Source organism: Xanthomonas chitinilytica, assembly GCF_026107455.2.
GTDB classification, from domain to species: Bacteria; Pseudomonadota; Gammaproteobacteria; order Xanthomonadales; family Xanthomonadaceae; genus Stenotrophomonas; species Stenotrophomonas chitinilytica.
Genome location: NZ_JAPCHY010000011.1, coordinates 127,003 through 148,998, shown reverse-complemented (window position 1 = coordinate 148,998; position 21,996 = coordinate 127,003). Strand labels below are relative to the sequence as shown.

22 protein-coding genes are annotated in these 21,996 nt (G+C 68.3%); 5 read left to right on the top strand and 17 right to left on the bottom strand.

What is annotated here, in order from left to right; genetic code table 11:
• Positions 1-590 precede the first annotated feature (590 nt).
• The 10 genes from OK345_RS13430 to purB form a co-directional block, all read right to left on the bottom strand.
• Positions 591-1,184 carry an LOG family protein gene (locus tag OK345_RS13430; protein ID WP_265128489.1) on the bottom strand — a complete coding sequence of 198 codons (594 nt, stop codon included), beginning with the start codon at positions 1,182-1,184 and terminating at the stop codon, positions 591-593.
• 4 nt (positions 1,185-1,188) lie between these two features.
• Positions 1,189-1,569 (bottom strand): hypothetical protein, encoded by a 381-nt coding sequence (locus OK345_RS13425; protein WP_265128488.1) that lies wholly within the window; start codon positions 1,567-1,569, stop codon positions 1,189-1,191.
• A gap of 66 nt (positions 1,570-1,635) precedes the next feature.
• Positions 1,636-3,072, bottom strand: a complete 1,437-nt coding sequence (gene lpdA, locus OK345_RS13420; protein WP_265128487.1) for a dihydrolipoyl dehydrogenase — start codon at positions 3,070-3,072, stop codon at positions 1,636-1,638.
• Between the two features lie 132 nt (positions 3,073-3,204).
• A complete protein-coding gene (gene sucB, locus OK345_RS13415) occupies positions 3,205-4,398 on the bottom strand; it encodes a dihydrolipoyllysine-residue succinyltransferase (RefSeq protein ID WP_265128486.1) in 1,194 nt (397 codons plus the stop codon).
• A 41-nt stretch (positions 4,399-4,439) separates the two neighbouring features.
• Positions 4,440-7,271, bottom strand: coding sequence for a 2-oxoglutarate dehydrogenase E1 component (locus OK345_RS13410; protein ID WP_265128485.1), 2,832 nt, complete (start codon positions 7,269-7,271; stop codon positions 4,440-4,442).
• Positions 7,272-7,458: 187 nt separating this feature from the next.
• On the bottom strand, positions 7,459-8,364 hold the full coding sequence (locus tag OK345_RS13405) for a GNAT family N-acetyltransferase (RefSeq protein WP_265128484.1): 906 nt from the start codon (positions 8,362-8,364) through the stop codon (positions 7,459-7,461).
• A 2-nt stretch (positions 8,365-8,366) separates the two neighbouring features.
• On the bottom strand, positions 8,367-9,755 hold the full coding sequence (locus OK345_RS13400) for a ribosomal protein uL16 3-hydroxylase (protein WP_265128483.1): 1,389 nt from the start codon (positions 9,753-9,755) through the stop codon (positions 8,367-8,369).
• A 90-nt stretch (positions 9,756-9,845) separates the two neighbouring features.
• Positions 9,846-10,253, bottom strand: a complete 408-nt coding sequence (locus OK345_RS13395) for a VOC family protein (protein ID WP_265128482.1) — start codon at positions 10,251-10,253, stop codon at positions 9,846-9,848.
• A gap of 60 nt (positions 10,254-10,313) precedes the next feature.
• Positions 10,314-10,889, bottom strand: a complete 576-nt coding sequence (locus OK345_RS13390) for a hypothetical protein (RefSeq protein ID WP_265128481.1) — start codon at positions 10,887-10,889, stop codon at positions 10,314-10,316.
• A 100-nt stretch (positions 10,890-10,989) separates the two neighbouring features.
• Positions 10,990-12,372: an adenylosuccinate lyase gene (gene purB, locus OK345_RS13385; RefSeq protein WP_265128480.1), complete on the bottom strand. Its 1,383-nt coding sequence runs from the start codon at positions 12,370-12,372 to the stop codon at positions 10,990-10,992.
• Positions 12,373-12,659: 287 nt separating this feature from the next.
• Between purB and OK345_RS13380 the strand changes: the two genes are divergently transcribed.
• Positions 12,660-14,054 carry a class II fumarate hydratase gene (locus OK345_RS13380; RefSeq protein ID WP_265128479.1) on the top strand — a complete coding sequence of 465 codons (1,395 nt, stop codon included), beginning with the start codon at positions 12,660-12,662 and terminating at the stop codon, positions 14,052-14,054.
• 57 nt (positions 14,055-14,111) lie between these two features.
• Here OK345_RS13380 and OK345_RS13375 read toward each other — a convergent pair whose 3' ends face one another.
• The 7 genes from OK345_RS13375 to OK345_RS13345 all read right to left on the bottom strand — a co-directional run bounded on the left by OK345_RS13375 (position 14,112) and on the right by OK345_RS13345 (position 18,593).
• Positions 14,112-14,534 (bottom strand): hypothetical protein, encoded by a 423-nt coding sequence (locus tag OK345_RS13375; protein ID WP_265128478.1) that lies wholly within the window; start codon positions 14,532-14,534, stop codon positions 14,112-14,114.
• A 67-nt stretch (positions 14,535-14,601) separates the two neighbouring features.
• Positions 14,602-15,189 carry a DUF2884 family protein gene (locus tag OK345_RS13370; RefSeq protein WP_265128477.1) on the bottom strand — a complete coding sequence of 196 codons (588 nt, stop codon included), beginning with the start codon at positions 15,187-15,189 and terminating at the stop codon, positions 14,602-14,604.
• A gap of 45 nt (positions 15,190-15,234) precedes the next feature.
• On the bottom strand, positions 15,235-16,062 hold the full coding sequence (locus OK345_RS13365; protein ID WP_265128476.1) for a DUF4097 family beta strand repeat-containing protein: 828 nt from the start codon (positions 16,060-16,062) through the stop codon (positions 15,235-15,237).
• 35 nt (positions 16,063-16,097) lie between these two features.
• Positions 16,098-17,114 (bottom strand): hypothetical protein, encoded by a 1,017-nt coding sequence (locus OK345_RS13360; RefSeq protein WP_265128475.1) that lies wholly within the window; start codon positions 17,112-17,114, stop codon positions 16,098-16,100.
• Positions 17,111-17,986, bottom strand: a complete 876-nt coding sequence (locus tag OK345_RS13355) for an ABC transporter ATP-binding protein (protein WP_265128474.1) — start codon at positions 17,984-17,986, stop codon at positions 17,111-17,113. Before OK345_RS13355 ends, OK345_RS13360 begins: the two co-directional genes overlap by 4 nt.
• Positions 17,983-18,345, bottom strand: a complete 363-nt coding sequence (locus tag OK345_RS13350; RefSeq protein ID WP_265128473.1) for a GntR family transcriptional regulator — start codon at positions 18,343-18,345, stop codon at positions 17,983-17,985. The genes OK345_RS13355 and OK345_RS13350 overlap by 4 nt, the downstream gene beginning before the upstream one ends.
• 2 nt (positions 18,346-18,347) lie before the next feature.
• The gene (locus OK345_RS13345; protein ID WP_265128472.1) at positions 18,348-18,593 is read right to left on the bottom strand and encodes a hypothetical protein; all 246 of its coding nucleotides are present in this window, start codon (positions 18,591-18,593) and stop codon (positions 18,348-18,350) included.
• A gap of 151 nt (positions 18,594-18,744) precedes the next feature.
• Here OK345_RS13345 and OK345_RS13340 point away from each other — a divergent pair, with 151 nt between their 5' ends.
• From OK345_RS13340 to OK345_RS13325, 4 genes are all read left to right on the top strand, one after another.
• Positions 18,745-19,293: a glutathione peroxidase gene (locus tag OK345_RS13340; RefSeq protein WP_265128527.1), complete on the top strand. Its 549-nt coding sequence runs from the start codon at positions 18,745-18,747 to the stop codon at positions 19,291-19,293.
• 84 nt (positions 19,294-19,377) lie between these two features.
• Complete coding sequence (locus OK345_RS13335; RefSeq protein WP_265128471.1) at positions 19,378-20,337, top strand: FKBP-type peptidyl-prolyl cis-trans isomerase; 960 nt, start codon at positions 19,378-19,380, stop codon at positions 20,335-20,337.
• 23 nt (positions 20,338-20,360) lie between these two features.
• Positions 20,361-21,710, top strand: coding sequence for a UDP-glucose dehydrogenase family protein (locus OK345_RS13330; RefSeq protein WP_265128470.1), 1,350 nt, complete (start codon positions 20,361-20,363; stop codon positions 21,708-21,710).
• Positions 21,703-21,942: a SlyX family protein gene (locus tag OK345_RS13325; protein WP_265128469.1), complete on the top strand. Its 240-nt coding sequence runs from the start codon at positions 21,703-21,705 to the stop codon at positions 21,940-21,942. The genes OK345_RS13330 and OK345_RS13325 overlap by 8 nt, the downstream gene beginning before the upstream one ends.
• Positions 21,943-21,996 lie beyond the last annotated feature (54 nt).

Below are 21,996 nucleotides of genomic sequence, written 5' to 3'. Positions count from 1 at the left end.
GCAGTGGAACCAGGGCGCCGGCGATGAGGAACGCGTCGCCACGCGCCGGGATCTTGCCGCTGGTGTCAGCGCAGCACGCTGCTGCGCTTCTCGTCGATCCGCGCCGCAGCGGAACCAGGGCGCCAGCGATGAGGAACGCGTCGCCACGCGCCGGGATCTTACCGCTGGTGTCAGCGCAGCACGCTGCTGCGTTTTTCGTCGATCCGCGCCGCAGTGGAACCAGGGCGCCAGCGGTGATGAGCGCGTCGCCACGCGCCGGGATCTTACCGCTGGTGTCAGCGCAGTACGCTGCTGCGCTTCTCGTCGATCCGCGCCGCAGCGGAATCAGGACGCCAGCGATGAGGGACGCGTCGCCACGCGCCGGGATCTTACCGCGGGTGTCAGCGCAGCACGCTGCTGCGCTTCTCGTCGATCCGCGCCGCAGTGGAATCAGGGCGCCAGCGGTGATGAACGCGTCGCTACGCGCCGGGATCTTGCCGCTGGAATCAGCGCAGTACGCTGCTGCGCTTCTCGTCGATCCGCGCCGCAGTGGAATCAGGGCGCCAGCGGTGATGAGCGCGTCGCCATGCGCCGGGATCTTACCGCTGGTGTCAGCGCAGTACGCTGCTGCGTTTTTCGTCGATCCACTTCGACGCCTGCGCCGGCGTGTAATCGCGCATCCACGCCAGCATCTGCTCGATGTCGCTGCCGTACCACAGGTCTGCGCGCTGGTCCGGGTGCAGGAAGCGCTCTTCCACCATGCGATCGATCATGCCGATCAGCGGGGCGTAGAAGCCGTCCATGTCGAGGAAGGCGCAGGGCTTGTTGCCGATGCCGAGCTGGCGCCAGGTCAGCATCTCGAAGATTTCCTCCATGGTGCCGAAGCCGCCGGGCAGGGCGACGAAGGCGTCGGACAGTTCGAACATGCGCGACTTGCGCTCGTGCATCGAGCCGACGATTTCCAGCGAGGTCAGGCCGCGGTGGGCCACTTCCCAGTCGGCCAGCTGCTGCGGGATCACCCCGGTGACTTCGCCGCCGGCGGCCAGCACCGCGTTGGCCACCGTGCCCATCAGGCCGACGTTGCCGCCGCCGTACACCAGCCGCAGGCCGTCGCGCGCGATGCGGTCGCCCAGGGCGATGGCGCGTTCGGTGTAGAGGGGTTTGCTGCCGGAATTGGAGCCGCAGTAGACGCAGATGGAACGCATGGAATCAATTGCCATTGTCAGAGGAGGAATTTCCGTCTTGGGAATCGCCGTCGGCGGGACGTCCGCACTCGAAGCTTTCGACTTCGCCGCCGCTGTAGCGCATCTGCGAGACAAGCCGCCTGCCATCGGCAGCGAGTTCCTGCCAGAAGTCGATCGCGTAACTGCCGGCCGGTTGTCCGCCGAACGGATCGGCGGCGGTATGCCCGTTCAGGGTGCTGTCCGGCTCGCGCTGCATGATGGCCATCGCATTGCGATAGTCCATGCCGACCTTGAGCAGCCTGCAGCGCTCATGGATGCTGCCGTTGCCGGTTTCGTCTGCCGCCATGGATGTCGCCGTGACCAACAGGACCGAGAGGACGAGCAGCTTAGCGCCGGGCATTGCCATCGAACAGTCCTTGCCATAAAGCGGAACGGCCCGGGATGACCGGGCCGTTCCATCGAGCAGCGGGGCTCAGTTGGCCTTGTGGATGGCGCGCTTGCTCACGGCCATGGCGGCGTCGTGGATCGCCTCCGACAGGGTCGGGTGGGCATGGCAGATGCGTGCCAGGTCGTCGGCCGAGCCGTTGAACTCCATGGTCAGCACGCCTTCGTGCACCAGCTCGGAGACGTTGACGCCGACCAGGTGCAGGCCCAGCACGCGGTCGGTCTCGGCATGCGCCAGGACCTTCACGAAACCGGCCGGCTCGGCCATCGCCACCGCGCGGCCCACGGCCGCGAACGGGAAGCTGCCGGCCTTGTACGGAATGCCCTCGGCCTTGAGCTGCTGCTCGGTCTTGCCGACCCAGGCGATTTCCGGTTCGGTGTAGATCACCCACGGGATGGTGTCGAAGTTGACGTGGCCCGGCAGGCCGGCGATCAGCTCGGCCACCGCGATGCCTTCCTCGAAGCCCTTGTGCGCCAGCATCGGGCCGCGCACGCAGTCGCCGATGGCCCAGACGCCGTCGACGCCGGTGTGGCAATGCTCGTCGACCTCGATCTGGCCGCGCTCGTTGATCTTCACGCCGGTGCCCTCGGCCAGCAGGCCCTTGGTGGCGGCGCGGCGGCCGACGGCCACCAGCAGCTTGTCCACGGTCAGGGTCTTCTCGCCTTCGGCGTCGGTGTAGGTGACGACGACTTCCTTCTTCTTGCCCTTGCCGGTCACTTCGGTCTTGCTGACCTTGGCGCCGAGCTTGATGTCCAGGCCCTGCTTCTTGAATTCGCGGGCGGCGGTCTTGGCCACTTCGGCATCGGCGGCGGCCAGGAAGTCCGGCAGCGCCTCGAGAATGGTGACCTCGGCGCCCAGGCGCTTCCACACGCTGCCCAGCTCCAGGCCGATCACGCCGGCGCCGATCACCGCCAGGCGCTTGGGCACTTCGGTGAAGTCCAGCGCGCCGACGTTGTCGACGATGGTGTCGCCGTCGAACTTGGCGAACGGCAGCTCGATCGAGTCCGAGCCGGCGGCGAGGATGACGTTGGTGCCCTTCAGTTCGACCTCGGTGCCGTCGTGCTGCTTGACCTTGACCACGTTGCCCGGCTGCAGCTCGCCGAAGCCGTAGTAGGCGGCGACCTTGTTGGCCTTGAACAGCATGGCGATGCCGCCGGTGAACTGCTTGACGATCTTGTCCTTGCGGCCAACCATCGCTTCGACGTCGATCTTGGCGTCCTTGAAGCTGATGCCGTGCTCGCCGAACAGGTGGCCCATGTTCCAGAACTGGCGCGAGGAGTCCAGCAGCGCCTTGGACGGGATGCAGCCCACGCGCAGGCAGGTGCCGCCCAGGGCCGGCTTGCCGTCCTTGCCCAGGGCAGCGTCGATGCAGGCGGTCTTCAGACCGAGCTGGGCGGCGCGGATGGCAGCGTGGTAGCCGGCCGGACCGGCACCGATGACGACGACGTCGAATTGTTCAGCCATTGATGGTTCCTTGATGCTTTCCCGAGCTTCGTGGCGAAGCCGGTGGCGCGGGGCGCCGGGGAGAAGGCGTGGTGCGGTTGTGGAGGCCGCAAAGCCAGACCCCTCTCCGCGGGCGGAGAGGGGCCGTGGGCATTACAGGCCGAACAGCATGCGGCCCGGGTTTTCCAGCTGGTTCTTGATGTCGACCAGGAACTGCACCGAGTCCTTGCCGTCGATGATGCGGTGATCGTAGGACAGCGCCAGGTACATCATCGGCGCGACCACGACCTGGCCGTTCTCGGCGATCGGACGCTCCTTGATCGCGTGCATGCCGAGGATGGCGCTCTGCGGCGGGTTGACGATCGGGGTCGACAGCAGCGAGCCGAAGGTACCGCCGTTGGTCACGGTGAAGGTGCCACCCTGCAGTTCCTCCAGGCTCAGCTTGCCGTCGCGCGCCTTCTTGGCGTAGTCGGCGATGCCCTTCTCGATGTCGGCGAACGACTGGCGTTCGACGTTGCGCAGCACCGGGGTCACCAGGCCCTTGTCGGTCGACACCGCGATCGAGATGTCGCTGTAGCCGTGGTAGATGATGTCGTCGCCGTCGATCGAGGCGTTGACCAGCGGGAAGCGCTGCAGCGCGTTGGCGGCGGCCTTCACGAAGAAGCTCATGAAGCCCAGCTTGATGCCGTGGGCCTTCTGGAACTCTTCCTGCAGCTCCTTGCGCGCGGCCGAGACCTTGGACAGGTTGACCTCGTTGAAGGTGGTCAGCATCGCGGTCGAGTTCTTCGACTGCATCAGGCGTTCAGCGATGCGCTTGCGGATGCGGGTCATCGGCACGCGCTCTTCCGGACGCGCGCCGCCGGCCTTGCCGGCGCCACCGCTGCGGGCGAAGTTGACGATGTCTTCCTTGGTCACCGCGCCGTGGCGGCCGGTGCCTTCCACCTGGGCCGGATCCACGCCTTCGGTGATGGCGGTGAAACGGGCGCCCGGGGGCAGGGCATCGGCGCCGGACTTGGCGGCCGGGGCCGGCGCTGCGGCCGGAGCGGCAGCCGCGGCCGGCGCATCGGCCTTCTTCTCCTCGGCGGCCGGTGCCGGTGCGGCGGCGACGGCGCCTTCCTCGATGATGGCCAGTACCTGGGCGCTGGTGACGGTGCTGCCGGTGTCGAACTTGATTTCCTTCAGCACGCCGTCGACCGGCGACGGGACTTCCAGAACGACCTTGTCGGTTTCCAGATCGACCAGATTCTCGTCGCGCTTGACTGCCTCACCGGCCTTCTTGTGCCAGCTGGCGATGGTGGCATCGGATACGGATTCGGGCAGTACCGGAACTTTGACTTCGGTGGCCATGCGGGGAGTTTCCTGGGTTCGTTGTCTTGATGGTGAGAAGGTTATTCAGCGACTTGGTCGTTGAAGGGATTGACCAGCGCATCGGCCACCAGCTTCTGCTGCTCGGCGACGTGGTCGGCCATGTGGCCGACCGCCGGCGACGGCGAACGGGCACGGCCGGCGTAGTGCAGGCTCTGGTTGGCGCCGGTGCAGAACTGCAGGTGGTGGCGGATCTGGTACCAGGCGCCCTGGTTCTGCGGTTCTTCCTGGCACCAGACCACGTCGGCCGCCTTCGGGAAGCGCTTGAGTTCGGCCACCAGCGCCTCGCGCGGGAACGGGTACAGCTGCTCGACGCGGATGATGGCCACGTCGTCCTGGCCGCGCTTGGTCTGGTCTTCCAGCAGGTCGTAGTAGACCTTGCCCGAGCACAGCACCACGCGCTTGACCTTCTTGGGGTCGGCCTTGGCGTCGGGGATCAGGTGCTGGAACTCGCCGTTGGCCAGCTCGTCCAGGGTCGACACGGCCAGCTTGTGGCGCAGCAGCGACTTGGGCGACATCACCACCAGCGGCTTGCGGGTGGTCATGCACAGCTGGCGGCGCAGCATGTGGAATGCCTGCGCCGGGGTCGACGGCACGCACACCAGCATGTTCTCCAGCGCGCACAGCTGCAGGAAGCGCTCCAGGCGCGCCGAGCTGTGTTCCGGGCCTTGCCCTTCGTAGCCGTGCGGCAGCAGCAGGGTCAGGCCGGAGAGGCGGCCCCACTTGGCCTCGCCGGAGGCGATGAACTGGTCGATCACCACCTGCGCGCCGTTGGCGAAGTCGCCGAACTGGCCTTCCCAGATGCACAGGGTGTTGGGATCGGTGGTGGAGAAGCCGTACTCGTAGGCCATCACCGCTTCCTCGCTGAGCAGCGAGTCGATGATGGTGGCCTGTTCCGGCGACTGCACCAGCTGGCGCAGCGGCAGGTAGTAGTTGTCGGTCTTCTGGTCGTGCAGGATCGCGTGGCGGTGGGTGAAGGTGCCGCGGCCCACGTCCTGGCCGACCAGGCGCAGGCCGTAGCCCTCGTCCAGCAGGGTGGCGTAGGCCAGGTTCTCGGCGAAGCCCCAGTCGCCGGCCAGTTCGCCGGCGGCCATCTTGCGGCGGTCCTCGTAGACCTTGGCCACGCGCGAGTGCAGCTCCACGCCCTCGGGAATGGTGTTGATCAGGGTCGCCAGCTGCTTGAGCCGGTCCATGCCGACCGCGGTGGAGACCGGGTCGGACAGCTTGCCGGACAGGTACTTGGGCCAGTCCACGTACAGCTTGCTGGTGGTCGGGGTCTTGCCGACGTCGGCCAGCTCGGTGGTCACTTCGCCCGAATCCAGCTTGTTGCGGTAGGCGTCGACCAGTTCCTTGCCGGCACCGGCCGGGATCACGCCTTCGGTTTCCAGCTTCTCGGCGTACAGCTCGCGGGTGGTCTTGTGCTTGCGGATCACCTGGTACATCAGCGGCTGGGTGATCGCCGGCTCGTCGGCTTCGTTGTGGCCCCAGCGGCGGTAGCAGATCAGGTCGATCACCACGTCCTTGCTGAACTTCTGGCGGAAGTCGTAGGCCAGCTTGGCGGCGAACACCACCGCTTCCGGGTCGTCGCCGTTCACGTGCAGCACCGGCGCGCCGACCATCTTGGCGATGTCGGTGCAGTACAGGGTGGAACGGGCGTCGTCGCGGTTGGAGGTGGTGAAACCGACCTGGTTGTTGATGACGATGTGCACGGTGCCGCCGACGGCGAAACCGCGCGCCTGCGACATCTGGAACAGTTCCATCACCACGCCCTGGCCGGCGAACGCGGCGTCGCCGTGGATCAGGATCGGCATCACCTGCCTGCGCGCGGTGTCGTCGCGGCGTTCCTGGCGCGAGCGCACCGAGCCGGCGACCACCGGGTCGACGATCTCCAGGTGCGAGGGGTTGAAGGCCAGCGCCAGGTGCACCGGGCCGCCGTCGGTGGCGACGTCGGCCGAGAAGCCCATGTGGTATTTCACGTCGCCGGCCACGGCGCGGTCGTCGTGCTCGAACTTGCCTTCGAACTCGTCGAACAGCTTGCGCGGGTTCTTGCCGAGGGTGTTGACCAGCACGTTGAGGCGGCCGCGGTGGGCCATGCCGATGATCACGTCCTTGACGCCGTCCTTGCCGGCATCGCGGATCACAGTGTCCATCATCGGGATCAGCGCGTCGCCGCCTTCCAGCGAGAAGCGCTTCTGGCCGACGTACTTAGTGTGCAGGTAGCGTTCCAGGCCCTCGGCGGCGGTCAGCCGTTCCAGGGTGCGGCGCTTGGTGTCGGTATCGAGGCTGTAGTTGCCGCCGGCGTTCTCCAGGCGCTGGTAGATCCACTGGCGCTGTTCGACTTCGGCGATGTGCATGAACTCGGCGCCGATCGAGCCGGTGTAGGTCGCCTTCAGGCGCGCCAGCAGATCGCGCAGCTTCATCCGCGGCTGGCCGGCGATGCCGCCGGTGCTGAACTCGTCGCCCAGGTCGCTTTCGGACAGGTGGTGGAACGGCAGGCCCAGGTCCGGCGGGTTGACCGGCGGGGTCAGGCCCAGCGGGTCGAGGCGGGCGCCGAGGTGGCCGCGGGAACGGTAGGCGGTGATCAGGCGTCCGACATTGCGCTCGCGTTCGTCGCCCCCGCTGCCGCCGGTCCCGCTGTTGATGGCGTTCTTCGCCGCGTCGGCGATGTGGGCAATGACGGCGGAGTGCGGGATGTCACCGGCTTCGCGGCCCTTGAAGCCATCGAAGTAGGATTTCCACTTGGGATCCACACTGTCCGGAGAAACGAGGTACTGCTCGTACAGGTCCTCGATATAGGAGGCGTTGCCGCCGGCGAGTTGCGAAGACTGCGCAAACTGCTTCAGGAGATTGTCCACGATGGAGGGTCGGATTCGCTTGTGGGGTATGGCTTCGGTGAGAACCGGCAGGGAAAGGTGAATGGCCCTGCGCGGGCGGTGACTAACAGGCCAAATTGTACCCCCAACCGGACAGGAAGGGGCATTGACGGGACCCGGCCAGGTTCTGCGGTGCCGCTGCCAGACAGGTTCGCGCCGCCGTCGCCGGTTACAGGCCGAGCGCCCGCAATTCGCTGCATTCGCGCGAACGCTCCCATATGCGCTGCAAACCGTCCTCCAACGGCCGCGAACGTGCCGGCTGCGCCAGTCCGGCCTCGCCGTCGAAGCGGTGTCCGCTCAGACGAAAGTAGTAGTCGCCGGCATCGTTGAGCATGCAGGCCGAGGCCAGTGCACGGTCCACCGGGTCGCTGACCTCGCGCGTCCGGAACACGGTCGGCAGGCGTTGCAGCAACGACAGCAGCGGCGATCCGGCCTGCCGGATCGCCTGGGCGTCGTGCACGATCAGCCAGGCCTGCTTGTCGTGGCGGGCGGTGGCGAAGCGGCGCAGCGCGTCCATCACCGGCGCTGCGTCCAGCAGGCCCGGATCGAACTGGCGGCTGTGGATCCACAGCCGCCGGCGGGCGCGATGGACCAGCGCGGTGGCGATGGCCACCGCTTCGTCGATGCGGTCGATGTTGGCGGCGCCGACCAGCACCCGGCGCATGCCCTGGTGGGCGATGCCGGCTTCCTCGAACTCCTCGCCCTCGGGCAGGAAGCCCTGCCGGGTATAGAACACCCGGGCCGGCAGCTGCGCATGCAGGCGGACCTCGCGCAGGCCGCGTGCCCGGGCCTGCTCGACCAGCGCCAGCAGCAGCGCGTCGCCCACGCCGCGGCCGCGCCAGTCGCGCGCCACCGCCATGCGGCCGATGCGGCCATCGGGCGTGAGGCGGCCGGTGCCGATCGGCCGGCCGGCGTCGTCGCAGGCCAGCACGTGCAGGCTGAGCGGGTCCAGCGCGTCGGTTTCCAGTTCGGCCGGCACCTGCTGTTCGTCGACGAACACCGCATGCCGGACCTGGTGCAGCAGCGCGCGCCGGGTCGGGTAGTCGGCCAGGGCGAGCCGGAAACCGGGTTCCATGCTCAGCCGCGGTCCGGGTCGTTGCCGCGGGTGTCGTCGTGGTCGTCGAAGCCGACGATCACCTCGACCCCGTCCTCGTGCACGGTCACCTCGCGCACGTCCGGCGCCATGTCCTGCTCGTCGGGCACCTCGACGGTGTCCACCGCCTCGATCACTTCACCATCGGCGTCGTCATCAAGGGCCTCGCCGTCCAGCAGCTGGTAGTAGCCGCCGGCGACCAGCGCCTGCAGCGCGTCGCGGCCCCTGGCCGAGAGCCGGGCATAGAAGCCGCCGTCGATGTACTCGGCCGCGGCCAGCGCCTGCGCGTCCTTGACCGGCAGCGCGAACTCCAGCCCGCTGCAGAACAGGGTGGCGCCACGGCTGGCCCGGCGCCAGGCCAGCCGCGCCCAGGGATGGCGCTCCAGCTCGATGCCGGCGGCCAGCGCCGCTTCGATCTCCTCGCGCGGCAGCGGCTCGCCATGGGCGATGATGTCGCCGGCGGCGCGGTAGGTGGTGATGAAGCGGCCGAACCAGTCGCCCAGCCGGTCCGGGTCGTTCATGCGGATGGCGTTGAGCGCGGCGACCACGCGGTTCATCGCGGCGACGTCGATCTCGTTGGGGTCGCCGGGCACCTTCAGGTCCGGGTCCTGGTAGCGGATCGACTCGTCGGCATCGGCCACCAGGTTGTCCAGCCAGTCGCCGATCAGCTCGGCCGAGGACGGCGCGCGCATGCCGAAGGAGAAGGTCAGGCACGGATCCTCGGCCACGCCGTTGTGCGGCACGTTCGGCGGCAGGTAGAGCATGTCGCCCGGCGCCAGCACCCAGTCGTGGGTGGGCTTGAAGCGCTTGAGCAGCTTCAGCTCGACGTCGTCGCGGAAGCCCAGCGGCGGGCGCTTGCCGCTGATCGATTCGCTGGCGTCGATCTGCCAGCGGCGGTGGCCGTAGGCCTGCAGCAGGAACACGTCGTACTGGTCGACATGGGCGCCGACCGAGCCGCCGGTGGCGGCGAAGCTGATCATCACGTCGTCCATGCGCCAGCGCGGCAGGAAGTCGAAGGCGGGCAGCAGCGCGCGCACGTCCGGGTCCCATTTGTCCACGTCCTGCACCAGCAGGGTCCAGTCGTGGTCGGGCATCCCGGGGAATTCCTCTTCCTGGAACGGGCCGGTGCGCACGCTCCAGCCGTCGCTGGCGCGGTCGTGGACGATCAGCCGCGACAGCGCGCCTTCCTCGCAGGCCAGGCCGGCCAGGTCGTCCGGCATCACCGGGGTCTGGAAGTCGGGGAAGGCGCCGCGGATCAGCAGCGGCCGCTTCTGCCAGTAATCGCGCAGGAAGGTGGCCGCGGGCATGCCCAGCGGTTGGCCGGGCCTGGCCTGGACTTCGATGACGGGGGTCTTGTTCTTGCGGGAAGCCATGGGGGAATCCTTGGAGCCTGGAAACGGGGTGCGCGGTGCGCGAAGACGCCCATTGTCCGCCTGTCGGGGCGAATCCGCACCGTCGGCGCGTCAGCCGGCGGCGTCGGCGATCTCGTCGTAGCCGCGTCCGAGGAACTGGATCAGGCACCAGCCATGGCCGAACGGATCGGCCAGGCCGACGATCCGGCCCCAGTCGCCTTCGCGGATCGTGCCTTCACGGACCAGGCCGGCCGCCTCGGCGCGCGCCAGCGCCGGTTCCAGCCGCTCGACGACGACATCGATGTGCACGGGCGTCCAGTGGCGGCGATAGCGGCGGACATCGTCGCCGGCGGCGCGGCTGGCCTCGGCCTTTTCCAGCAGCCACAGCGGAACGGCGGCGCCGAGCATCTCCACGCCGGCCTGGCCGATGCGGCGGCCGGGACGCAGGCCGAAGGCCGCGGCGTAGCAGCGCTCGGCGGCGGCAAGGTCGGGGACGTCGAGGTTGACGAGGATTTCCATGGGCATGTCCAGGAGGTGGCGGTGGCGTGCGGCCCGATGGGCGGGAGGGGGCGGTGTGGTTCAGGTTTCCGGGCCGCCGCTCCCGGTGTCCTCCACGAGGGCGCCGTCGCCGGCACCGGCGGGGTCCCCGACGAAAATGTTCTCGATGAGGTTGTCCCGCCCGGGGGCTGCCACGACGCCGAAATTTACCGCTCTCGCCGTGTTGCCGTTGCCTTCGACCAGAAGCGTGGCGGTGTCGGTCAGGTCGAGGGTATTGCGGTGGCCCCTGACGATGACCTTGCGTGCCTTTGGGCCGGTCACGGTGAAGTGGCTGCCCTCGAGCATCAGGTCGCGTGCCTCGTCGAACTGGAGCGAACCGTGCGAGGCGGTGATGACGATGTCGCGGCACTGGCCATGGAGGGCCAGCTGGACATGGTCGCGGGTGATGCGCAGGTTCTTCCCGGTGCAGTCGCTACCGGTCGCCGGGTCGGCCAGTACCGCAGTGGCGTCGCCTGCAAATGGATGCCGGGCACAGACTGCGCAGTCGTCGCCGGTCGCCAGCCGGATCAGCAACGCCTCGTCTGCCTGCGACGATTGGGCGCAGGCGGACAGCATCAGGCCCATGCCGGCGACGGCTCCCACGGTTCTGGTCTTCATCGTGGAGGATCCGGAAGGAGATATTCCCGGCATGCGCGATGGCTGGCTGGGACCGGCATTCCCGGACACCTGCGGCGGTGCCCGGGAGCGGCATATGGCCTCAGATGGCGCCGGCCAGCGGTGCGGCAAGGCCGACGTAGCCGCCCGGGGTGAGTTCGCGCAGGCGCTGCTTGGCGTCCTCCGGCAGCTCCAGCGATTCGACGAACGCCTGCATCGACTCGGCGGTGATGCCCTGGCCACGGGTCAGCGCCTTGAGCTGCTCGTAGGGGTTGGGCAGGCCGTGGCGGCGCATCACCGTCTGCACGGCCTCGGCCAGCACTTCCCAGGCCGCGTCGAGGTCGGCATCCAGCCGCTGCGGGTTCACCTCCAGCTTGCCCAGGCCCTTGGCCAGCGAGTCCAGCGCCACCTGGGTATGGCCGAAGGCGGTGCCCAGCGCGCGCAGCACGGTGGAGTCGGTGAGGTCGCGCTGCCAGCGGCTGATCGGCAGCTTGGCGCTGAAGTGCTCGAACAGCGCGTTGGCGATGCCGAAGTTGCCTTCCGCGTTCTCGAAATCGATCGGGTTGACCTTGTGCGGCATGGTCGAGGAGCCGACTTCGCCTTCCTTGAGCCGCTGCTTGAAGTAGCCCAGCGAGATGTAGCCCCAGACGTCGCGGGCCAGATCGATCAGGATGATGTTGGCGCGGCGCGCGGCATCGCCGATCTCGGCGACGTTGTCGTGCGGCTCGATCTGGGTGGTGTAGGGGTTGAACACCAGGCCCAGGCTCTCCACGAAGCGCCGGGCGAAGGCCGGCCAGTCCACGTCCGGGTAGGCGATGACGTGGGCGTTGTAGTTGCCCACCGCGCCGTTGATCTTGCCGGTCAGCTCGACCGCGGCGATCTGCCGGCACTGGCGCTCCAGGCGCGCGACGACGTTGGCGATCTCCTTGCCCAGGGTGGTCGGCGAGGCGGTCTGGCCGTGGGTGCGCGACAGCATCGGCTGTCCGGCCTGGGCGTGGGCCAGGGCGCGCAGGCTGGCGGCGATGGCGTCCAGCGACGGCAGCAGCACCTCGCGGCGGGCCTGTTCCAGCATCAGCCCGTAGCTGAGGTTGTTGATGTCCTCGCTGGTGCAGGCGAAGTGCACGAACTCCAGCGCCGGCGCCAGCTCGGCGTCGTCCTTGAGCCGCTCCTTGATGAAGTACTCCACCGCCTTGACGTCGTGGTTGGTGGTGCGCTCGATCTCCTTGACCCGGGCGGCGTCGGCCGGGCTGAAGCCGTCGGCCAGCGCGCGCAGGCGTACCTGCGCGGCGCCGGAGAACGGGGCCAGCTCGATGATGCCCGGCTCGGCGGCCAGCGCCAGCAGCCATTCGATCTCGACCTTCACGCGTGCCCTGATCAGGCCGTATTCGGAGAAGATCGGGCGCAGCGCGTCGACCTTGCCGGCATAGCGGCCATCGAGCGGGGAAAGGGCGAGCAGGGCGGCTTCTGGACGGGATGGATCCGACATGGCGGTGACGAGGCGGTAACGGCGGGGGCGCATATTCTACGGGCAGGGGCGGGCGGCTGCTCGCCGGGGCCCGGAAGCCCCCGTGTAGGAGCGACGTCAGTCGCGACCGGGCGTTGCCGGCAAAGCCTCATCGCGACTGACGCCGCTCCTGCGGGGAACGGGGAGGCCAGCCGCCATCGCCTCGCGCGGCACCGCGGCGTATGCTGCGCGCAGCCGCCAGCCAGGGCCTTCGCGCTGCCAGCCGCTGACTTCCTTCCAACACACCTAAAGAAGTGCGGAGATTGCGAATGAGCGAGAAATACCGGGTCGAACACGACAGCATGGGCGAACTGAAAGTGCCCGCCGAGGCCCTGTGGGGGGCGCAGACCCAGCGCGCGGTGCAGAATTTTCCGGTCTCCGGGCAGCGGATGCCGCGGGCGTTCATCCGCGCCCTGGGCCTGGTCAAGGCCGCCGCGGCCGAGGTCAATGCCGGCCTGGGGCTGCTGCCCAAGGGCGTGGCCAACGCCATCGCCGGCGCCGCCCGCGAGGTGGCCGGGGGCGCGCACGACGCGCATTTCCCGCTCGACGTGTACCAGACCGGCTCGGGCACCTCGTCGAACATGAACGCCAACGAGGTCATCGCCACCCTGGCCACGCGTAGCGGCAAGGCCGGCAAGACCCGCGTGCACCCCAACGACCACGTCAACCTGGGGCAGAGCTCCAACGACGTGATTCCCACCGCCATCCGCGTCTCGGCGCTGCTGGAAACCCGCGAGCAGCTGCTGCCGGCGCTGGCGCACCTGCGCAAGACCATCGACAAGCGCGGCCGCGCCCTGCGCAAGGTGGTCAAGACCGGCCGCACCCACCTGATGGATGCGATGCCACTGACCTTCGAGCAGGAGTTCGGCGCCTGGTCGGCGCAGCTGGCCTCGGCCCAGGCGCGCATCGAGGACAGCCTCAAGCGCCTGCGCCGGCTGCCGCTGGGCGGCACCGCCATCGGCACCGGCATCAATGCCGACCCGCGCTTCGGCGGCAAGGTGGCGCGCACGCTGTCCACCGCCACCGGGGTAAAGTTCGAGAGCGCCGACAACAAGTTCGAGGGGCTGGCTTCGCAGGACGACGCGGTGGAGCTGTCCGGCCAGCTCAATGCGCTGGCGGTGGCGCTGATCAAGATCGCCAACGACCTGCGCTGGATGAACGCCGGGCCGCTGGCCGGGCTGGGCGAGATCGAGCTGCCGGCGCTGCAGCCGGGCAGTTCGATCATGCCGGGCAAGGTCAACCCGGTGATTCCCGAGGCCACGGTGATGGTGGCCGCGCAGGTCATCGGCCACCACGCCGCGATCACCGTGGCCGGGCAGACCGGCAACTTCCAGTTGAACGTGGCGCTGCCGCTGATCGCGGCCAACCTGCTCGACTCGATCGGGCTGCTGGCGAACATTTCGCGGCTGCTGGCCGATTCGGCCATCGCCGGGCTGAAGGTGCGCCAGGACAAGGTCAAGGAAGCGCTGGACCGCAACCCGATCCTGGTCACCGCGCTGAACCCGATCATCGGCTACGAGAAGGCCGCGGCCATCGCCAAGCGCGCCTACAAGGAAAACCGGCCGGTGCTGGAGGTGGCGCGCGAGGACAGCGGCTTGCCGGAAGCCGAACTGCGCCGGCTGCTGGATCCGAAGGGACTTACCCAAGGCGGCATCCACGGTTGATGCGGCGGCCCCCGCAGGAAACGAAAGCGCCCGGCATGCCGGGCGCTTTCGCATGTGTCAGTGGCGCTCGGCGCGCAGGTTCTGCAGCGCTTCGGTGTAGTCCTTGAACTCGGGGATCTCGTGGACCAGTTCGGGCGGGAACGGCTGCAACTGCGGCGGCACCGTCATCGGCAGCGAGCGCTGCGCCGGATCGGTGGCGGGGCCGGCGTCGGTGAGGGTGTTCTGGCGCAGGATCTGCAGCTTGACGAAGCTGTCGTGCAGCAGCTCGCGCTGGTGTTCCTGCAGCGGGATCTCGATGTCGTCGATCTTCATGCGGCCATCGGGCAGCACGCTGATGTTGGGGTAGGGCGCGCGCCGGATCATCAGCGTGTTGTCGCCGACGGCGACCTTGGGCTTGCTGCGTTCGCTGCGGTGGGCGGAATACTTTTCGCGGTCGCAGCCGGCGGCCACCAGGCTCGACAGCGCGACGAGGACGAGCAACAGCTTTTTCATCGGGGGTGGGGTGGCGGGAGGGGAGACCATTCTAGTCCCCCCTCGCCGGCCGGGCTTACTTGTTCGACCACTTGCCCTTGTCGCGGCAATCGTCGATGTCGCTCTGCTCCAGCCGCGCGTAGGGCTCGAACGCCGGCAGCGTGGCCGCGAGCTGCTGCTGGGTGTCGCGCATCGGCGGCAGCAGGTCGCAGATCTTCTTCGCCTCGGTCTCGAGCCGGCGCGCGTCGGCATCGATGTTCTTCTCGATGTCGCCGGTCTTGCCGGAGAAGATGCCCTTGACCGCCTCCTTGGCAGCCCTCACGCCGAGGTCGGCGCCCTGGAGGCCGATGTCGATGCCGGCTTCGGCCACCTTGAGGATCTGGCCGCGGTAGGTGAGCAGCAGTTCGCGCTGGGCGGCGTCGATCTCGACCGGCTTGCCCTCGATCAGCAGGTCGCCCGCGGGGGTGATCTCCGCCTTGCTGCTGCCGGAATCGGAGATGCTGATGTTGCTGCTGGCCAGCTCCATGCGGGCCTTGTCGGTGCCTTCGCGGATCTTCTGCCCGAGCAATGTTTCGGCAGCGGTGTCCGTCGTCTTGGGACGCTCGCCGCAGGCGGCGAGCGGCAGGCACAGCAGCAGGGCGACGAGCGTGCTTGGGATCTTCATCTGGCTGGCTTCCATTGAAAGAGAGAGGGAAAGCAGGACCGCGGATCAGCGCCGGCGCGGCAGTTCGACCTGGCCGGCCACGCCGGAGTGGTCGATCGAGCCGCTGCCGCGGCGCCCGACCCGCAGGTCGCCGCCGACATTGCGCACGTCGAAATCGCCGGAGCCGATCGATTCCAGGCTGACGTTGCCGCCCACATCGACCAGGTCGGCATCGCCGGAGCCGATGCTGCCGATCTTCACGTTGCCGCGGACGCCCTGCAGCTCGAGGTCGCCCGAACCGATGCTGCCGACCTCGGCATCGCCGCGGATGCCGCGCGCCTTGACGTCGCCCGAGCCGATGGACAGCACGTGCAGGTCGCCGACGTCGCTCAGCGCGAGGTCGCCCGAGCCCACCGCGGCGGTGACCCGGCCCTTGATGCCGCGGGCATCGACGTCGCCCGAGCCGATATCGGCGCTCAGCGAATGCGCGCCGGCCACGCTGGCATCGCCCGAGCCGACCTTCAGCTGCACCAGGATGTTGTCGGGCACGCTGCCGGACAGGTCGAGATAGGCGTAGCGGTTGCCCCTGCCGATGTTCAGCGCATTGGTCTCGCGCTGGAGCCGGACCACCAGCTTGTCGCCCACCTTTTCCTGGGTGAGCTGGAGTTGCCCGAGCAGGTCGGCGCTGGAGGCGCAGGCGCGGCCGTTGAGGGCGGGGGCGGCGCCGGGCGAGGCCTGCAGGCGCAGGTTGTGGCTGTTCACCTCGAACACCACGGCCTTGGCGCCGGCCAGGTCCAGCTTCAGTTCGCGGCTTTCGCTGTGTTGGCATTGCGGGCTGGCCAGCGCGGCGACGGGGGCGAGCAGCAGGGCACAGCAGGCGAGTTTCAGGTGCATGTCGGTTCCTCGTTCGGAGAAGGAGAATGCGGGGTTCAGGCGTCGCCGCGACGGCGGCGCATGTAGATGGCGCCGGCGATCAGCGCCGCGCCGACGACCGCGCCGATCCACAGTTCGGGCAGCTTGAAGGCCGCGAGCTGGTTCACCGGCGAGAAGTCGCCGACCATGCCCTGCAGCGACTGGCCGCCTTCGGCCGCGGAGCGGTAGGGCAGGTCGCTGCCGGGGAAGGTGCCCAGCAGCAGGCGGCCGACGACATGCGCCCAGAACCAGCCCGGCTGCTCGCCGAACAGGCGGGTCAGGTTGAACCAGTGCACGATCACCCCGGCGAACAGCGGCACCATCACCGCCCACAGGAACGGCTTGCCGCGCGCCCAGGCCGAGCAGAACAGCAGCCAGCCCACGGTCGGCAGCGCCCACAGCGCGTATACCGGGATCCACGACAGGTGGCCGGCGGCCATGACCAGCGGGTCGGCCGGGCCCCAGATCAGGGTGATCGGGTTGCCGCCGTGGAACAGCACCACCAGGCTGATCACGATCAGGAATCCGAACATCGCCAGGATCGAGGCGATGACGGCCAGCAGCGGTGCGACGACCAGGGCGCTGGCCGCCTTGGACAGCACGGTCTGGGTGTCGGACAGCGGCAGCGATTTCCAGAACAGCACGCTGCGGTCGCGGCGCTCGTCGTACAGCGCGCCCAGGCAGTAGAAGAACACCACGAAGGCGAGCGCGATGAACGGCCAGGTCGAGCTGAGGAAGGTGGTGAAGTTGATCGCCTCGGCCAGCTGCGCCGCGTTTTCCGCCGACATGTCGCTGGTCAGCAGGCCCAGGTCCAGCCCGTTGACGTTGATGCCGTTGATATGGATGCCGCCACCGACGACCGCCTTGCGCATGGCCACCAGGCCAAGAACGATGGCGATGGTGGACAGCAGCAGCGACACGCCGCCGGCGACCAGCGGGGTCCACAGGAAGCCGCCGCGGTTTTCCCAGTATTCGCGCTTGAGCAGCCACTTGAACGAGGCGGCCTTGCTGATGGGGTGGTGGACGGCGTTCATGCGTAGGTTCCCTTCATGATGGCGACGAACAGGTCGGCAAGGCCGGGGTTGCGGGTTTCGCCCAGCGCCTCCAGCTGGGCCCGGGGCGCGCCGTCGAACAGCAGTACGGTCTTGCCGAACGGCAGTGCGCGCTCGTCGATCGGCTTGAGCGCGCGCGCCTGTTCCAGGGTGGCGGCCGAGGCCAGCAGCTCGGTGTAGCGCTCGCCGACGCTTTCCATGTCGGCGTCCAGCACGATGCGGCCGTCGCGGATGAACATCACGTCGGTGAGGATGTGCTCGATCTCCTCGACCTGGTGGGTGGTGACGATGATGGTCTTCTGCTCGTCGAAGTAGTCCTCCAGCAGGCGCTGGTAGAACTCCTTGCGGTACAGGATGTCCAGGCCCAGGGTGGGTTCGTCCAGCACCAGCACGCGGGCGTCGATGGACATCACCAGCGCCAGGTGCAGCTGCACGATCATGCCCTTGGACAGCTCGCGCACGCGCTGCCTGGGCTGCAGCTTGGTGGTGGACAGGAAACGCTCGCAGCGGGCACGGTCGAAGCGCGGGTGCACGCCGGCGACGAAGTCGATCGCCTCGCGCACGCGCAGCCAGCGCGGCAGCACCGCCACGTCGGCGATGAAGCAGATGTCGTTCATCAGCTCGTTGCGGTGGGTGCGCGGGTCGCGCCCCAGCACGGTCAGCTCGCCTTCGAACGAGGTCAGCCCCAGCAGCGCCTTCAGCGCGGTGGTCTTGCCGGCACCGTTGGGGCCGATCAGGCCGACGATGCGGCCGGGCTGGATGGTGAAGGTGGTGTTGTCCAGCGCGACGGTCTGCTTGTAGGCCTTGCGCAGGCCGCGGGCAGCGACGACGGGTTCGGATGCGGCGGCATTCATGGTGTTGTCCCCGGTGGCAGCAAATCTTCCAATGTCAGGCCCAGACGCTGGATGCGCTCCAGGACGGCCGGCCACTCTTCCGTGAGGAAGCGCTCGCGCTCGTTGCCGCGCAGTTTCCTGGCCGCTTCCTCGGTCATGAACATGCCCAGGCCCCGTCGTTTCTCCACCAGCGCGTCGTCGGCCAGTTCCTGGTAGGCGCGCGAGACGGTGATCGGGTTGAGCTGGTACTCGGCCGCCACCTGGCGCACCGAGGGCAGGGCGTCGCCCGGCTTGATGATCCCGTCCAGCATCATCGCGATCACGCGATCCTTCAGCTGACGGTAGATGGGAGCGCCATCGCTCCACTGGATATCGCTCATGGTCAGCTCCGCGGATTCAGCGACTGTGCGAAAGAGAAATAGGGCATGGACAGGCTGGCGCGTACGCGGCGGGCCGGTTGCGCGCGGGTCGCGCGGCCGGCTTCGGCATCGGGCTCGCCACCGGCCTGCAGCGCGCCATAATCGGCATCGGGCATGCCGCTGCGTTCCGAAGCGGTGCAGCCCAGCAACAGCAGCGCGCCGAAGGCGAACAATGCCGGGAGGGAGTGTCTGCGGAGCTTGCGGCTCATGGCGTTTCCCCTGTGTAGGGTGGGTGGTGTTGTATGCAACTATAACACCGACACGCCGAGGGTCAACACCCTGTGCCCCCAACTGATGGCCCAGGCCGGTGTCCGGCGGTCCACGACTTACGAAAACGAGGCGAAGATGTTCCGCAAAATAATGATTCCACTGGTTTTTATTGCCGCCTCCGCGGTCTCCGTCAGCGTCTGGGCCGGCAGCCTGCTGGACCTGGATTACCGCCAGCTGGCGGGAAAAGAACAGGTGAACCTGAACCGCGAGTACGGTGGGAAGGTGCTGCTGGTGGTCAATACCGCCAGCAAGTGCGGCTACACCCCGCAGTACGAGGGCCTGGAAGCGCTGCAGCGGCAGTACGCCGCGCGCGGATTCAGCGTGCTCGGTTTCCCCTCCAACGACTTCAAGGGCCAGGAGCCGGGCAGCGAGGAACAGATCCAGGAGTTCTGCACGCTGACCTACGGGGTGAAGTTCCCGATGTTCGAGAAGGTGCAGGTGACCGGCGCGCAGGCGACGCCGCTGTACCGGCGGCTGAGCGACGAGACCGGGGTGGCGCCGGGATGGAACTTCCACAAGTACCTGATTTCCCGGGACGGGCGGGTGGTGGCGCAGTTCCCCAGCAAGGTCGCGCCGGAAGACCCGCAACTGCGCCAGGCGATCGAGCGCGAACTGGCGGCGCCGGCGCCGCAGCGCTGAGTGCCTCGACATCCCGGACATGCATGCGACAATGTCGCCCCTCGCGCCGACGGCGGCGTTTGTTCACTTCCAGGAAAGCAGCGAATGAAGATGGGAATGCGCGGCGCCGCGGCGTCGGTTCTGATTCTGGCGATGGCGGCACCGGGTGTCGTGATGTCGCAACAACCGGCTGCGACCGCGGCCGCCAAGGAGAAATCTGTTTTGACCTCGGAACGTGAAAAAGTCGGTTATGCCATCGGTATCGATGTGGCCAGTTCGTTCGAGCCGATCGCCGACGAAGTGGACGTGGCGGCCCTGCGCCGTGCGGTGGAGAACGCCTTTGCCGGCGGCCAGCCGCTGATCTCGCAGGAAGAGGCGCAGCAGACCGACCAGGCATTGCGCACGGTGATGATGGTGCGCAGCGGCCAGCAGGTGCCGGGCATGGCGCCGGGCAGCCAGCCGCCGGCGGTGGACCGCGAGAAGGTCGGGCTGATGCTCGGCAGCTACGCGGTGGGTCCGTCGCTGGCGCCGCTCAGCGGCGACATCGACCTGGATTCCGTGTTCCAGGCCATCAATACCGTATTCGCCAAGGGCACGCCGCTGATGGACCGGCAGCAGGCCCAGGCCACGCTGCAGGCGTTCAGCACTTCCAAGCAGGCCGCCGCCGGCGCCGAGAACCGCAAGGCCGGCAACGACTTCCTGGCCAGCAACAAGGGCCAGTCCGGCGTGGTCACCACCGCCTCGGGCCTGCAGTACCAGGTCCTGCGCGCCGGCAGCGGCGAGCGTCCGCTGCCGAGCAGCAAGGTGCGCGTCAACTACGAGGGCAAGCTGCTGGACGGCACCGTGTTCGACAGCTCCTACCAGCGCGGCCAGCCGGCCGAGTTCGGCCTGAACCAGGTGATCCCGGGCTGGACCGAGGGCGTGGCGCTGATGCCGGTGGGCTCGAAGTACCGCTTCTGGATCCCGTCCGACCTGGCCTATGGCAGCAACGGCACCCCGGGCGGCCCGATCGGCCCCGACGCGACCTTGACGTTCGACGTCGAGCTGCTGGGTATCCTGCCGTAACACCCTTTGGAGTCATCGCGTCCATGCGTGTTGCGATATTCGGCACCGGCTACGTCGGCCTGGTCACCGGTACCTGCCTGGCCGAAGTCGGCCACCAGGTGGTCTGCGTCGACATCGACCAGGCCAAGGTCGACGGCCTCAGCCGCGGCGTCATCCCGATCTACGAGCCGGGACTGGAGCCGATGGTCAAGGCCAACCATGCCGCATCGCGGCTGGCGTTCACCACCGACGCCGCCGCCGCCATCGCGCACGGGCAGCTGATCTTCATCGCGGTCGGCACGCCGCCCGACGAGGACGGCAGCGCCGACCTGCAGTACGTGCTGGCCGTGGCCCGCACCATCGGCCGGCACCTGGAGGTGCCGGCGGTGGTGGTCAACAAGTCGACGGTGCCGGTGGGCACCGCCGACAAGGTGCGCGCGGCCATCGCCGAGGAACTGGACGCACGCGGCGTGGCGATCGACTTCCAGGTCGTCTCCAACCCCGAGTTCCTCAAGGAAGGCGACGCCGTGGCCGATTGCATGCGCCCGGACCGGATCGTCATCGGTGCCGGCGACGCCGCGGCGGTGGCGACGATGCGCCGGCTGTACGCGCCGTTCAACCGCAACCGCGACCGCGTGGTGGAGATGGACGTGCGTTCGGCCGAGCTGACCAAGTACGCGGCCAACGCCATGCTGGCGACCAAGATCAGTTTCATGAACGAGATCGCCAACATCGCCGAGCGCGTCGGCGCCGACGTCGAGCAGGTCCGCCAGGGCATCGGCTCGGATCCGCGCATCGGCTGGCATTTCATCTATCCCGGCGCCGGCTACGGCGGCTCGTGCTTTCCCAAGGACGTGCAGGCGCTGGCGCGTACCGCCCAGCAGCACGGCCTGGAGCCGAAGCTGCTCAATGCCGTGGAAGCGGTCAACGAGGCGCAGAAGGGCCACCTGTTCGAACTGGTCCAGGGCCATTACGATCGCGGCGAGGACGAGGGCGTCAACGGCAAGACCTTCGCCGTGTGGGGACTGGCGTTCAAGCCCAACACCGACGACATGCGCGAGGCTCCCAGCCGCCGCCTGCTGGCGCAGCTGTGGGAGGCCGGCGCCAGCGTGCGCGTGTACGACCCGGAAGCCGCCGCCGAGGCCCGCCGCATCTTCGGCGAGCGCGACGACCTGGTGTTCTGCGACTCGGCCTACGACGCCCTGCACGGGGCCGATGCGCTGGTGGTGGTGACCGAGTGGAAACAGTTCCGCAGCCCGGACTTCGCGCGCATGCGCCAGATGCTGGGCGACGGCGTGGTGTTCGACGGCCGCAACCTCTACGATCCACAGGAAATCGAGGCCGCCGGCCTCGCGTATTACGGCATCGGCCGGGGACGTTCTCTGCATGCATGAGTTGCCGCCGACACCGCGCGAGCAGGCGCTGGAAGAGCGCCTGGTCGAACTGGAGATGCGCGTCTCCTTCCAGGAACAGGCTTTGGCCGAACTGAGCGAGGCGCTGGCCGACGCGCGCATGCAGGGATCGCGCAATGCCGACCTGCTGCGCCACCTGCTGGACGACCTGGGCAAGGTGCGCAGCGCGCTGTACTCCGATCCCGCCGACGAACCGCCGCCCCCGCATTATTGATGGAGCCGTGATTGGTGATTCGTCATCCGTGATTCGACGAAAAGCCGACCTCCG